General features: G+C 70.5%; 1 protein-coding gene (only partly in view). It reads left to right on the forward strand.

Annotated elements, in window-relative coordinates; all coding sequences use genetic code 11:
- A protein-coding gene (locus GPX89_RS06855) for a non-ribosomal peptide synthase/polyketide synthase (protein ID WP_198347282.1) crosses the window boundary here: on the forward strand, nt 1-15750 show its 3' portion. Its footprint begins 12735 nt before the window's first position; the window shows 15750 of its 28485 coding nt (coding positions 12736-28485); its start codon lies off the left edge, out of view; the stop codon is at nt 15748-15750.
- Nucleotides 15751-15768 lie beyond the last annotated feature (18 nt).

The raw sequence follows: 15768 nt of genomic DNA on the forward strand, positions 1-15768 counted from the left end.
CAGTTCACGGTGGACCCCGCCACCGCGTCCGGGCTGATGGAACTGGCGGCCGACGCGGGTGTCACCACCTTCATGGTGTTCCATGCGGCCCTGGCGGTGCTGCTGTCGCGGATGTCGGGCAGCACCGACATCGCCATCGGCACACCGGTTTCCGGGCGTGGCTCCGCCTTGCTCGACGATCTGGTCGGTATGTTCGTCAATACGGTCGTGTTGCGCACCCGGGTGGACGAGTCGGTGTCGTTCGCCGACTTCCTGGCACGCGTCCGTGCGGTCGATCTCGATGCGTTCGCGCAGGCGGAGATTCCGTTCGAGCAGGTGGTGGAGGCGTTGGATCCGCCGCGCAGCCAGGCGCATCATCCGCTGTTCCAGGTCATGCTCGCCTTCCACAATCTGGACCCGGCGGCCGTCACGCTGCCCGGTCTCGCGGTCACCCCCTCGGGCGCCGACACCGGGGTCGAACGCTTCGACCTGACCATCACCCTCGCGGACACTCCCGACACGCACGGCGCGATGCCGGTCGATTTCAGCTATGCCACCGACCTTTTCGACCCGGACACGATCGCCGGGCTGGCCGAACGACTGAACCGACTGCTGCGGGCCGTGGTCGCCGAACCCGCTCGTCCGATGCGTCATCTCGACATCCTGTCGGCCCCGGAACGGCAGCGCCTCCACGCCTGGAGCGAGGCGGGCGCCCCCGACCTCGACGGCCTCGTCCCCTTCGCCGCCGGCGTGACACTGCCGGATCTGCTGGCCGCCGCGGTGGCCGCGAATCCGGACGGTGACGCGGTCGTGGACGGTGATCGCCGAATCTCCTACCGCGACCTCGACGAACGCTCGAATCAGCTGGCACGATCGCTGATCGGCCATGGCGTCGGCCTGGAATCGGTGGTCGCCATCGCGTTGCCGCGTGCGCTGGAGTGGGTGCTCGCGGTCTGGGCGGTCACCAAGACCGGAGCCGGGTTCCTGTCGCTGGATCCGGCGCACCCGCTCGATCGAAACCAGTTCATGTGCGTTGATTCCGGTGTGCGGCTGGGCATTACGGCCGAGCGGTTTGCTCAGGCGCTGCCGCAGGACGGGATGTCTTGGCTGCTGCTCGACGCCCACCTCGATGCGTCTCTCGACGCGGGTGAGCCTGCGGGGATGATCGGGGGAGCGGCTGTCCGCTCACTCGGTGTCGCCTATGTCGTCTACACCTCCGGTTCCACGGGCCGCCCCAAGGGCGTCGCGGTCACCCACGCGGGGCTGGCGGCGGTCGCGGCGGCACAGACGCGCGACTATGCGGTCACCGCCGACTCCCGGGTCCTGGGCGTGGCCGCACGCACTTTCGACGCGTCCATGCTCGAAATCCTGCTCGCCGTCCCCGTGGGCGCGGCCCTGGTTCTCGCCCCGGCCGATGCCTACGGTGGTCCGGCGCTGACCGCGCTGCTGCGGGAACAGCGCATCACCCACGCCTTCCTGACCCCGTCGGTGGTCGCCTCGCTCGATCCCGAAGGGCTCGACGACCTGCGCGCCCTGACCGTGGGCGGCGAAGGCTACTCACCGCGCCTGGTGACGCGCTGGTCGCGGACCGACGCGAGGAACGCACGCCGCTTCTTCAATACGTACGGTCCGACCGAGACCACCATCATCACGATGATCAGTCGTGAACTGCGCGATGGTGATCCGCTCGAACTGGGCACGGGCATCCCGGGAATGGGCGTGCTGGTGCTGGATGCGTGGTTGCGGCCGGTGTCGGTGGGTGTGGTCGGCGAGCTGTATCTCTCCGGTGCGGGCCTGGCACGGGGATACCGAGGCCGCCCGGGCCTGACGGCCGGGCGCTTCGTCGCGAATCCCCATGGTGGACCGGGAGAGCGGCTCTATCGCACCGGTGACCTGGTGCGGTGGACCGAGTCCGCCTCGGGTGCGGGTGCCCTGATGTTCGTGGGCCGCTCCGACTTCCAGGTGAAGGTGCGCGGACAACGCCTCGAACCGGGCGAGGTCGAGACCGCGCTGTGCGAGCTGGACGGAATCCAGCAGGCCGTCGTGGTCGTGCACTCGGCCGGCGGCACCGCCGATTCGGCGGTCCGGCTGGTGGGTTACGTCGCCGCGCGGACCGGGCACGTGGTCGATCCCGAGGCGATCCGAACGGCGGTGAGTGAGCGCCTGCCGGGCTACATGGTGCCCGACCTCGTCATGGTGCTCGACGAACTGCCGTTGACCGCGACCGGGAAGGTCGATCGGCGGGCGCTGCCGGAACCGGTCTTCGCGGCACCCGAGTTCCGTGGACCCTCGACACCGCTCGAAGGAATCGTGGCCGGGGTGTTCGCCGAGGTCCTCGGGCTGGACCGGGTCGGCGTCGACGACGACTTCTTCGCCCTCGGCGGCGATTCGATCGTCTCGATCCAGGTGGTGTCCAAGGCACGCGCACAGGGTGTTTCCTTCGGTCCGCGCGATGTCTTCGAACAGCGGACCCCGGCGCGGCTGGCGGCCTGCGCACAGACGGTCGCGGCCGGGTCCGGCGGGCGGGTGGCCGAATTGCCCGGCAGCGGCGTCGGCGCGCTGCCGCTGCCGCCGGTGGCGCGGTGGATGGTGGAGTGGGGCAGGGGCTTCGACCGATTCGATCAGCATGTGGCGCTGCGCCTGCCCGACGGCGTGGACGAGGCGGGCCTGGTCCTGGCGATCGGTGCGCTGCTGGATCGGCACGACATGCTGCGATCGCGGTTGCGGTGCAGCGAGACCGGGGAATGGTCGATGGAGGTCGCCCCGGAGGGCGGTGTCGACGCCGCGTGGCTACTGCACCGGCGGCCTCTGGAGCCTGGCCTCGACGTCGACAGCGCGGCCGGTCGGGAGACGGTGACCGGAATCGCCGCCGCGGAACTGGATTCGGCACTGGACTGGCTGGATCCGCAGGGCGGGGCGATGGCGCAGTTCGTCTGGCTCGACCCCTCGGACGAGGTGCCGGGATGGCTGCTCGTGGTGGCGCACCACCTGGTGGTCGACGGCGTCTCGTGGCGGATCCTGGTGCCCGATCTGCTGTCGGCGCTCGGCCGGATCGCGGCGGGCACCGTACCGGTCCTCGAGCCGGTGGGAACCTCGATGCGGCGCTGGGCGCACGGTCTGGTCGACGCGGCCGCCGAGCCGATCCGGGTGGGGGAGTTGGACTTCTGGCGGTCGATGGTCGCCGGTGCGGACCCGGTGGTGGGCGGGCGGGAGCTGGATCCCTGCCTCGACACCGCCGCCGCGCTCCAGCAGGTCGAGCTGCGGCTGCCGGAAACGGTGACCCACGCCCTGCTCTCGCGGGTGCCCGCGCTGTTCCACGGCGGAGTGAACGACGGGCTGCTGGCGGGATTGGCGCTGGCGGTGCGGATCTGGCGCGCGCGACGTGGAATCGACGAGTCGCAGGTCTTGATCCGCCTGGAAGGCCACGGTCGGGAGGAACAGGTGGTCCCCGGCGCGGATCTGTCGCGGACGGTGGGTTGGTTCACGTCGATGTTCCCGGTGCGGTTCGATCTGAGCGGGATCGACGCCGGAGATGTTGCGGCTGCGGTGTTTTCGGTGAAGGAGACATTGCGGTCGATTCCGGACAAGGGCATCGGGTACGGGTTGCTGCGGTACTTGAACGAGGAGACCGCGTCCTCGTTGCCGCGAGAGATGCCGGGCCGCATCGGATTCAACTACCTGGGCCGGATCTCGAGCGCCGACGCCGGTACGGACGGCCCGCACGGTGGCCTGGGCGAGCTGGCCGCCGCACCGGACCCGGCCATGCCCGTGACGGTGGCGATCGACATCAGTGCGATCGTGATCGAAGACCGGTTGCAGGCCGTCCTCCGCTTCCCCCGGACACTGCTCGATCCCGCCGAGGTCGAAGAGCTGGCCGAGCTGTGGTCGCGGGCGTTGACCGATATCGCCGACCACACCGAAATCCCCGGCGCGGGTGGGCATTCCCCGTCGGACTTCGAACTCGTACCCTTGACTGCCTCCGACATCACCGACCTGGAGCGTGCCTACCCAGCGCTGAGCGACGTGTGGCCGGTGACTCCCTTGCAGGCCGGTCTGCTGTTCCACGCCCATCTGGCCGACGCCCAGGCCGAGACGGATGCCTATGTGGCCCAGCTGGTCCTGCACCTGTCGGGTCGAATGGACTCGTCCCGATTGCGCGATGCCGCCGCAACGGTAGTGCGACGACACGAAGGACTGCGTACCGCCTTCACGACCACCGGCGGCGGTGTTCAGGTGGCGGTCGTCGGAGAGGTCGAATCATCCTGGCGGGTAGTCGATCTCACCGGGCAGTCGAATCCGGAAGCCGCGCTCGACGAGCTCGCGGCAACAGAGAAGGCGGCGCCCTTCGACCTCGCCGCGGCACCGCTGCTGCGATTCACCCTCGCCCGGCTCGAATCCGAGAGCTGGGCGCTGATCCTCACGAATCACCACGTCATCCTGGACGGCTGGTCCTACCCGCTCCTGGTGACCGAACTGTTCGCCGAGTACGCGGGCAAGGGCTCCGGCCGCCCCGCCGGGTCGTATCGGGATTACCTGGCGTGGTTGACAACTCGCGACCACCAGGCGGCGCTGCACGCCTGGGCCGAGGCCCTCGACGGCGTCGAACCGACCCTGATCGCCGGTGACTCCGGCATCGGCATCGGGACGGTCGCCGAACAATCGATCACGCTCGCCGAGTCCGGCACCCGGGCGCTGATCGACGCGGCCGCCGCGGCCGGGGTGACGGCCAATACCGTCCTGCAATCGGCGTGGGCGATGCTGATGGCCCAGCACACCGGCCACACCGATGTGGTGTTCGGTGCGACGGTCTCCGGGCGGCCCGGCGAACTGCCCGATGCCGCACACACGATCGGCCTGTTCATCAATACGATTCCGACCCGGGTCCGGCTGAACCCCGCCGAGACCGTCGGCGAGTTGTGGACGCGCATCCATGCCGAACAGGCGGCCCTGCTCGAACACCACCACGTCGGACTGCGGGACATCCACGCCCACACCGGGTCCGACAACCTCTTCGACACCCTGATGGTGCTCGAGTCCTACCCCGTCGACATGAACGACATCGAACACGCCGTCGGCGACGGAAACCTCGCCATCACCCGGGTCGACGCCGCCGACGCCACCCACTACCCGCTGTCCTGCACCGCGATGCTGCGCGACACCCTGGGCATCCGCCTGCAATACCGGGCCGACCTGTTCGACGCGGCGACCATCGCGACCCTCGGCGAGCAACTGCTACACCTGCTGCTGGAAATCGCGCACGACCCCACCGCGCAGGTGCGGATGATCGGACAGGATGAGTCCGCACCTTCCGCCCGTCATTCAGGCGTGCTCATGGCCGGAATCCATTCCGATGGGTTGGCGGGGGAGACGTCCGGCGACGCACTCGGCACAGTATTGCTGGCCGATGTGCTGAAGTCGGCGGTGGCCGCCAATCCGGACGGGGACGCGGTTATCGACGGGGATTGTCCGATCACCTACCGCGAACTCGATCGGCGCTCGAATCGACTGGCGCGCTTGCTGATCGGACGCGGCGTCGGCCCCGAATCGGTCGTGGCGATCGGGCTGCCCCGGTCGGCGGACTGGGTGCTGGCGGTGTGGGCGGTCGCCAAGACCGGGGCGGCGTTCGTCTCGGTCGATCCGGCGCATCCGCACGAGCGGAACCGCTTCGTGTGCACCGACTCCGGTGCGGGCTGGCTGCTGACCCGCGACGATCTCGGGCTCGAGGTGGCCGGGATGGAGACGGTTCGGCTCGATGAGCCGGAGGCGGCCGCTCTTGCCGCGACGGCCGTGACGGATTCGGAGCGGCGTGCCCGCCCGCATCCCGCGCACCTGGCCTACGTGGTGTACACCTCCGGTTCGACCGGACAGCCGAAGGGCGTGGAGGTTTCGCACCTCGGCCTGGCGGCGCTGGTGGTCGACCACGTCCGGCGCTGCGCGGTCGATCCGCGCTCCCGGGTGCTCTCGGTCGCCGCGCGCGGCTTCGACGCGGCGATTCTGGAACTGCTGCTGGCGGCGTCCGGATGCGCCGCACTGGTGGTCGCTCCGCCGGATGTCTATGGCGGGCAACCGCTGCGGGACCTGTTGCGGGACCAGCGGGTGAGCCACGCCTTCCTGACTCCGGCCGTGGCCATGTCCCTCGACAGCGCGGGGCTCGACGAGCTGCGGGTGGTGCTCACCGGCGGCGATCGCTGTGGGCCACAGCTGGTTTCGCGGTGGGCGGGCACCGACCTCGCCGGGCAGCGTCGCGTGCACAATCTGTACGGTCCGGCCGAGGCGACCATCTGGGTGACCGGGGCGCGGCTGCGACCGGAGCAGCCGATCGGGATCGGCGCTCCGATCGCGGGTATGGCGGTGGCGGTGCTGGATCCGTGGCTGCGGCCCGTGCCCGTCGGCGTGGTCGGCGAACTCTATGTCGCCGGTCCCGGTGTGGCGCGCGGGTATCGGGGCCGGGCGGGCCTGACGGCGGAACGGTTCGTCGCCGATCCCTTCGGGGCCGCCGGGGAGCGGCTGTATCGCACCGGTGACCTGGTGCGGGTGAGTGTGGACGAATCCGGCTCGAGCACGGTGGAATTCGTGGGGCGCTCCGACTTCCAGGTCAAGGTGCGCGGTCAGCGGCTGGAACTGGGCGAGATCGAGGCCGCCCTGTGCGAGCCGGCGGGAATCGAGCAGGCCGTCGTGGTCGTGCACGCGCCGGAGTCGGGCACCGCCGGTCGGCTGGTCGGCTATGTATCCGTGGCCGAGGGCCATTCGGTGGACGCGGACCAGGTCCGGCAGTTCGTCGGCGAACGGCTGCCCGCCTACATGGTGCCCGACGTGGTGATGGTGCTCGACGAGCTGCCGTTGACCGCGACCGGCAAGATCGATCGCCGTGCGCTCCCGGAACCGGTCTTCCCGCGGCACGAGTTCCGGGCACCGTCGACGCCGGTCGAGAAGATCCTCGCGGGCGTGTTCGCGGAGGTCCTCGGACTGGAGCGCGTCGGCACGGACGACGACTTCTTCGCGCTCGGCGGCGATTCCATCGTTTCGATCCAGCTGGTGACCAAGGCGCGAGCCCAGGGCGTGGTCTTCGGTCCCCGCGATGTGTTCGAACAGCGCACCCCGGCCCGGCTGGCGGCCCGTGCGCGGCTCGCCGACGGTACGACGGCCGAGCTCGCGGAGCTGCCCGGCGGAGGGGTCGGCGAGTTCCCGCTGCTGCCGGTGGCGCGGTGGATGGTGGAGTGGGGCAAGGGATTCCAGCGCTTCGACCAGCACGTGGTGTTGCGCCTGCCCGCGGGCGTCGATGCCGAGCGCACGGCGGCGGCGCTGCGCACCGTCCTGGACCACCACGACATGCTGCGCTCCCGGCTGCACCGCGACGAGCCCGGGGAATGGTCGATCGTGGTGGCCCCGCCCGGCGGCGTCGAGGTCGCCGACGTGCTGCACCGGCGCGCGATCGACGCCGATCCCGACAGTGTGGCCGGACTGCGCGCCGTCGCCGATATCGCGTCGGCCGAACTCGATTCGGCACTGGGCCGCCTGAATCCGCAGGGCGGCACGATGATCCAGTGCGTCCTGCTCGAACCCGAAGGCGGACAGCCGGGCTGGCTGCTGCTGGTCGCGCACCACCTGGTCATCGACGGCGTGTCCTGGCGGATCCTGGTGCCCGATCTGCTGTCGGCGCTCGACCGGCTCGCGGCGGGATCCGCCCCGGTCCTCGCCCCGGTCGGGACCTCGATGCGCCGCTGGGCACACGGACTCGTCGCCGCGGCCGCCGAACCGGACCGCAGGGCAGAGCTGCCGCTGTGGCAGTCGATGGCCGCCGGTACCGATCCGGTCCTCGGCGGCCGCGAACTGGACCCGGCGATCGATACCGCCGCCACCCTCGACCAGGTCCGGGTCGACCTGCCCGAGACGGTGACCCGCGCCTTGGTCACCAGTGTCCCGGCGGCGTTCCACGGCGGGGTGAACGACGGCCTGCTGGCCGGTCTGGCCGTGGCCGTGCGGATCTGGCGGTCCCGGCGCGGCCTCGACGGCGACTCGGTGCTGATCCGCCTGGAGGGCCACGGACGCGAGGAACAGGCGGTGCCCGGCGCGGATCTGTCGCGCACCGTCGGGTGGTTCACTTCGATGTTCCCGGTCCGATTCGACCTGAGCGGACTCGATTCCGATGACCTCGGTGCGCGGGCGCTGGCGGCGGCGGTGTTCACGGTCAAGGAGACTTTGCGCTCGATCCCCGACAAGGGTCTCGGCTACGGCATGCTGCGCTACCTCGATCCGGAGACCGCCGCGGCCCTGCCGGACCGCATGCCGGGCCGGATCGGCTTCAACTACCTGGGCCGGGTCGCGGGCACCGGCGGAATCGACGGTGGGCTGGGCGAATTGGCGGTTCCCGTCGACCCCGAGATGCCGGTGACGGTGGCCTTGGACGTCAGCGCCCTGGTGACCGACGACCGCATGCACGCCACCTTCCGCTACCCGCGCACCCTGCTCGCCGCCGCGGACGTCGAGGAAGTGGCGGGCTTGTGGACCGACGCGGTGACCGCACTCGCCGCGCTCGCCGAAACCCCCGGCGCGGGCGGACATTCACCCTCGGATTTCGAGCTGGTGACGCTGACCCGGCCGGAGGTCGCGGCGCTCGACCGTGCCTACCCGTCGCTGTCGGACGTCTGGCCGGTGACCCCGCTGCAGGCCGGACTGCTGTTCCACGCCCACCTCGCCGACAGCGCCGACGGCATCGATGTGTATGCCGCGCAGGTGGTTCTGCGGATGTCCGGCCCGCTGGATCCGGAGCGATTGCGGGCCGCCGCGACGGCGCTGGTGGAGCGGAACGCCGGTCTGCGCACCGCGTTCACGACCACCGGCGGCGGCGTCAGCGTCGCTGTCGTCTGCGAGAACCTCGAAGTGCCCTGGCGTGTAGTCGATCTGACCGACCGACCCGACGCGGAGTCGGCCGTGGCGGAGCTGGCCGCGGCCGACAAGGCCGAACGGTTCGACCTCACCGCCGCCCCGCTGCTGCGCTTCACCCTCGCCGAGCTGGCCGCCGACCGGTGGGCGCTGATCCTCACCGACCACCACGTCATCCTCGACGGCTGGTCCTGGCCGCTGCTGGTCACCGACCTGTTCACCCGCTACGCCGACGGCCTCGACACCGGTGTGGCGGTGGATTCGTACCGGGACTTCCTGGCGTGGTCGGCGACCCGCGATCGCGACGCGGCGCGCACGGCCTGGTCCGACGCACTGTCCGGCGTCGAACCGACCCTGATCGCCGATCCCGCCGCGACCGCCGCCGCCGCGGTGGTGGACCACTCGCTGGTGATCGACGAGGCGGGAACCCGGGACCTGCTCGCCACGGCGGCCGCCGCCGGCGTCACGCTGAACACGGTGCTGCAGTCGGCCTGGGCGATGATCGTGGCGCAGCTGACCGGCCGCACCGACGTCGTGTTCGGCACCACGGTCTCCGGGCGGCCCGCCGAGGTCCCCGGGGCCGACCGCACGATCGGGTTGTTCATCAACACGATTCCCACCCGAGTCCGGCTCGACCCCGCCGAAACCGTGGGCGGACTGTGGACGCGCCTGCACGCCGAGCAGGCCGCCCTGCTCGACCATCACCACCTCGGCTTGACCGACATCCAGGCGCTCACCGGCAACGACACCCTGTTCGACACCGCCATGGTGCTCGAGTCCTATCCCGTCGACGTGCGCAACATCCAGCGCGTCAGCGGCCACGGCAGCCTCGAACTGACCGGCGTGACCGGCGCCGACTCCACCCATTACCCCTTGTCCTGCACCGTGATCCAGCAGGACACGCTCCGTATCCGGCTGCAGTACCAGCCGGATCTGGTCGCCGCCCGAACGGTCGCGGCACTGGCCGAGCGGCTGCGGGTCGTGCTGGCGTCCCTCTCCGGGGCCCCGGACCTGACGATGCGGGAGGTCGCGATTCTCCCCGCCGCGGAAAGCGCCGCGCTGCTGGCGGATTGGGGACGCAACGATTCGGCCGATCTGCTCGACGGCTCCGAACTCGGCGCGCCGCTGCCGATCCTGCTGGCCACGGCGGCGGCCATGCGCCCGGACGGGGAAGCCGTCGTGGAGGGCGACCGCCGGATCACCTACCGGGAGCTCGACGAGCGCTCGAATCGACTGGCGCGCTACCTCATCGAGCAGGGGGCGGGGCCCGAAGCAGTCGTGGCCATCGGGTTGTCGCGGTCGCTCGAGTGGGTGCTGGCCGTGTGGGCCATCACCAAGACCGGCGCCGCGTTCCTGACCGTCGATCCCGCGCACCCGCTCGACCGCAACCGGTTCGTGTGCGCCGACTCCGCGGTGCGCGTGGGGATCACGGTCGCCCGCCGGCGCGCGACGCTGCCCGGAGACGACGTGCGATGGCTGGTCCTCGACGACGCGGAGCCGATGGCCGCGATCGATCGATGCCCGGCCGGTGCGGTGACCGAGGCGGAACGCAGTCGGCCGGTGCGGCGCGACAATATCGCCTACGTGATCTACACCTCCGGCTCGACGGGCCGTCCCAAGGGCGTCGCGGTCAGTCACGCGGGTCTCGCCACGCTGGCCGCCGCACACCGCCGCGCCTACGCGGTCGAGGCCGAATCGCGCGTCCTGGGCGTCGGCGCACGGACATTCGACGTCGCGATGCTCGAACTGCTGCTCGCCGTCTCGGCGGGCGCGGTGCTGGTGATCACCCCCGATGACGTGTACGGCGGCAGCGTGCTCACCGAGCTCCTGCGCGAGCAGCGCATCACCCACGCGTGGCTGACGCCCTCGGTGGCGGCGTCCCTGGACCCCGCGGGGCTCGACGATCTGCGGGTGATGTGGGTCGGCGGTGAACATTTCGCGCCGCAGCTGGTCGCGCGCTGGTCGCGCACCGATGCCGCGGGCGCGCGCCGGTTCTTCAATTCCTACGGGCCGACCGAGGCCACGATCATCACCTCGGTCAGCCCGGAACTGCGGGCGGGCGAACCCATTACGCTCGGGTCCGGAATCGCGGGGCTGCACCTGACGGTGCTGGACGCGTGGCTGCGGCCGGTGCCCGAGGGCGTGGTGGGCGAGCTGTATGTGGCCGGACCCGGTGTGGCGCGCGGCTATCGGGGGCGCGCCGGATTGACCGCGAGCCGGTTCGTGGCCGATCCCTTCGGCACGCCCGGGCAGCGGCTCTACCGGACCGGTGATCTGGTGCGCTGGGTGACCGGCGAATCCGGTTCGGGCACACCGCTACTGGTGTATATGGGCCGGTCCGACTTCCAGGTCAAGGTGCGCGGGCAGCGACTGGAACTCGGCGAAGTCGAAGCGGCCCTGTGCGAGGTCGACGGCGTCGGCCAGGCGGTGGTTCTGCATCGCACAGGTGAAAACGGTTCCGCCGGTGCGCGACTGGTGGGCTACGTCGTCGGTTCCGCACTGGATCCGGTGGAGGTCAAGCGCGCCGTCGGAGAGCGGCTGCCCAGGTTCATGGTGCCCGACGCGATTCTCGTGCTCGATGCGCTGCCGTTGAACAGCAGCGGCAAGATCGATCGGAAAGCCCTGCCGGAACCCGTGTTCAGCGGCGAGGATTTCCGGGAACCGGCCACCCCGACCGAGCGGATCGTGGCGCGGGTCTTCGCCGACGTCCTCGGGCTCGAGCGGGTCGGCGCCGACGACGACTTCTTCGCCGTCGGCGGAAACTCGTTGTCGGCCACCCGATTGTCGGCGCGACTGGCGGACGCGGTCGGCGTGCCGGTCGCCGTGCGGGACGTGTTCGAAGCCTCGGCCGTCGCGGAGCTGGCGGGCGTGCTCGACGCGCGGGGCGCCGACGCGGCATCGACCGGACCGCGGTTGGAGCCGAAGGCGCGTCCGGAACGCGTGCCGCTGTCGTTCGCGCAGCAGCGCATGTGGTTCGTGAACCGGTTCGCCCCGGAGTCGGTGTCCTACAGCATCCCGCTGGTACTGCGGTTGTCGGGCACGCTGGACGCCGAGGCGCTCGCGGCGGCGATCCTGGACGTGCTGGCCCGCCACGAGGTCCTGCGCACCCGATACCCGGATGTGGACGGCGTGCCCTACCAGGTGGTGGTGCCGGTCGCCGAGCTGGCGGCGACGCTGGACAGCGATCTGGCGCCCCGGGTGGTGGACGAACCGAAGACCGCCGACGCCGTGGCCGACGTGGTCTCGACGGGATTCGATGTGGCCGAGCGGATTCCGCTGCGGGTGCGGCTGCTCTCCACCGGCCCCGACGAGTACGTCCTGGTGATGGTCGTGCACCACATCAATGCCGACGGATTCTCGCTGGCGCCGCTCGCCCGCGATCTGGCGGCGGCGTACGCGGCCAGAAGCGCCGGGCGGCAACCGCAATGGACGCCGCTGCCGGTGCAGTACGCCGATTACGCCCTCTGGCAGCGGGAACTGCTCGGCTCGGCCGATGAGCCGGAATCGCTGCCGGCCCGGCAACTGGGGTACTGGCGCGATCAGCTCGCCGGCCTGCCCGAGGTGCTGGAACTGCCGACCGATCGACCCCGACCGGCCGTGGCCTCGCATCGCGGCGCGACCTATGGATTCACCGTGGAACCGGCGGTGGTATCCGGGCTGCAACGGGTGGCGCAGTCGTCCGGGGTGACCATGTTCATGGTCTTCCACGCCGCGCTGGCCCTGCTGCTGTCGAGGCTGTCCGGCAGCTCGGATATCGCGGTCGGCACACCGGTTTCGGGCCGCGGGTCGGCGCTGCTGGACGATCTGGTGGGCATGTTCGTCAACACGGTCGTGTTGCGGACCCGGGTGGACGAGTCGGTGTCGTTCGCCGACTTCCTGGCTGGGGTGCGGGCGGTGGATCTGGATGCGTTCGCGCGGGCGGAGATTCCGTTCGAGCAGGTGGTGGAGGCGTTGGATCCGCCGCGCAGCCAGGCGCATCATCCGCTGTTCCAGGTCATGCTCGGGTTCCACAATCTCGACGAGGTGCACGTCGAGCTGCCCGGGGTCGCGGTGTCCACCTCCGGCGCCGATATCGGGGTCGAACGTTTCGACCTGACCCTGACCCTCACCGACACACCCGATGAACGAGGCGCGATTCCGGTCGGAATGAGCTACGCCACCGACCTTTTCGACGCCGCCACCATCGCGCGGCTGTCCCAAAGGCTGGGCCGCGTGCTGGCCGCCGTCGCCGAGAACCCGTCGATTCCGGTGCGCGACATCGATGTGCTGTCCGCGCGGGAACGCGAGCGGGTCCTGCGCGAATGGGGCCGGGTCGACCGCGTCGAGCCCGCCGCGGTTGTCACACTGCCGGACTTGCTGGCCGCCGCGGTGGCCGCGAATCCGGACGGTGACGCGGTCATCGACGGTGCGCGCCGGATCTCCTACCGCGAACTCGACGAACGCTCGAACCGGCTGGCGCACCGGCTGATCGAGCAGGGCGCGAGGCCGGAAACGGTGGTCGCGATCGCGCTGCCTCGCACACTGGAATGGGTGCTCGCGGTCTGGGCGATCACCAAGACCGGAGCCGGATTCCTGTCCCTGGATCCGGCGCATCCGCTCGATCGCAACCAGTTCATGTGTATCGATTCCGGTGTGCTGCTGGGTATTACGGTCGAGCGCTACGCCGAGGCGCTGCCGCGGGACGGCATGTCCTGGCTGCTGCTCGACTCTCAGAGCGACAAATCCCTCGGATACACAGGGAAGGTCGAGAGGGCAGCTGTGCGCCCGCTCGGTGTGGCGTATGTCGTCTACACCTCCGGTTCGACGGGAGTGCCCAAGGGAGTCACGGTCACCCACGCCGGATTGGCGGCGGTCGCCGCGGCTCAGCAGCGCGACTACGCGGTCACCGCGGAAGCCCGGGTATTGGGCGTAGCCGCACGCGTTTTCGATGCGTCGATGCTCGAGCTTCTGCTCGCGGTCCCAGTCGGTGCGGCCCTGGTTCTCGCCCCGGCCGATGCCTACGGTGGTCCGGCGCTGACCGCGCTGCTGCGGGAACAGCGCATCAGCCACGCCTTCCTGACCCCGTCGGTGGTGGCCTCACTCGATCCCGAAGGGCTCGACGACCTGCGCGTGCTGACCGTGGGTGGCGAAGGCTACTCACCGCGCCTGGTGACGCGCTGGTCGCGCACCGACGCGCGAAACGAGCGCCGCTTCTTCAATACGTATGGTCCGACCGAGACCACGATCATCACGATGATCAGTCGCGAACTCTGCGATGGGGATCCGCTCGAACTCGGCACCGGCATCGACGGTATCGGTGTGCTGGTGCTGGATGCGTGGTTGCGGCCGGTGCCGGTGGGTGTGGTCGGCGAGCTGTATCTCTCCGGTGCGGGTCTGGCGCGGGGATACCGGGATCGAGCGGGGCTGACGGCAGCGCGCTTCGTGGCGAATCCCGTTGGCGCGCCGGGGGAGCGGCTCTATCGCACGGGCGACCTGGTGCGGTGGACGGAGTCGGCTTCCGGCTCGGGTGCCCTGATGTTCGTGGGCCGCTCCGACTTCCAGGTGAAGGTGCGCGGACAACGCCTCGAACTCGGCGAGGTCGAGGCGGCCTTGACCGCGACGGCGGGCATCGCGGAGGCGGTGGCGGTCGTCGCGGACGAGGGCGAAAGCTCCGGGACCGCAACCCGATTGGTGAGCTACGTCGTACCCGAGGCGGGTTCGGTGGTCGACCCGGCGCACATTCGCCGGTCGGTGGCCGAACGCCTCCCGGGATACATGGTGCCCGACGTGGTGATGGTCCTCGACGAACTGCCTTTGACCCCCACCGGGAAGATCGATCGCCGCGCACTGCCGGCGGCCGAGTCCGCGCCCCGGCGGTTCCGATCCCCGGGCACCCGACTCGAACAACTCGTCGCCGACGTGTTCGCCGAAGTGCTCGGCGTCGAAAAGGTCGGCGCCGACGACGATTTCTTCGCCCTCGGCGGCACTTCGCTCACCGCGGTGCAGGTCGTCTCGCTGGTGCGCGCTCGCGGTGGCGGCCGGCTGCAATTCGGGCAGCTGTTCTCCGACGCCACCCCGGCCGCGCTCGCCCGCACCCTGGAGAACGGGTCACAGCACCTGGACATCTCACTGGGTGTGCTGACCCCCTTGCGGTCCTCGGGCACCCGGCCTCCGCTGATCTGCGTCCATCCCGGCGGTGGCCTCGCCTGGGTCTACGGCTCGCTGGTGGCACAACTGGATCCCGACCGGCCCGTCTACGGGCTCCAGGATCCCTACATCGTCGCCGACGAGCCCCGATCGGAATCCGTTGCGGCCTACGCGGATCGCTACGTCCGCGAAATCCTCGACCGCTTCCCCGGCGCCACCTACAACCTGCTGGGCTGGTCGCTGGGCGGCCAGATCGCCCACGCCATGGCCGTGCGGCTACAGGAACTCGGCCACTCGGTCGGTCTGCTGGCCTTGGTCGACGCCATTCCGGAGAACGTCGTCCACGAGACCCGCGAACCGACGCAACAGGACGTCGCGGCCTCGGTCGCCCGCATCCTGGGCGGCTGGCAGGACGCCCTGAACCTGGACGAGATCCCCGAGATCGACGATCTCGACGAGTTCTACGCTCTGCTCGCCGACCGCATCGGTGGCACCGGAATGCTCACGCCCCAACAGGTTCAGCGGGTCCTCGAGAGCTTCTCCCACCCGCTGCCGTACCGGCCCGGCCGCTTCACCGGTGACGCCCTGCTCTTCACCGCCGCCCGCGAATCCGGCCGCTCCCGCCTCGCCGACACCTGGCGTCCCTACATCACCGGCCGCATCGACCAGATCTCCACCGACGAATGGCACACGGGCATGCTCAACCCCGACAATGCCCGCCACCTCGCCCCCTTCCTGAAATCCCGCCTCACCGACCGCTGAGCTCGGCGGGGCGGGATT

The sequence above is a fragment of the Nocardia terrae genome (assembly GCF_009760405.1).
In the GTDB taxonomy this organism is placed as follows: Bacteria; Actinomycetota; Actinomycetes; order Mycobacteriales; family Mycobacteriaceae; genus Nocardia; species Nocardia terrae.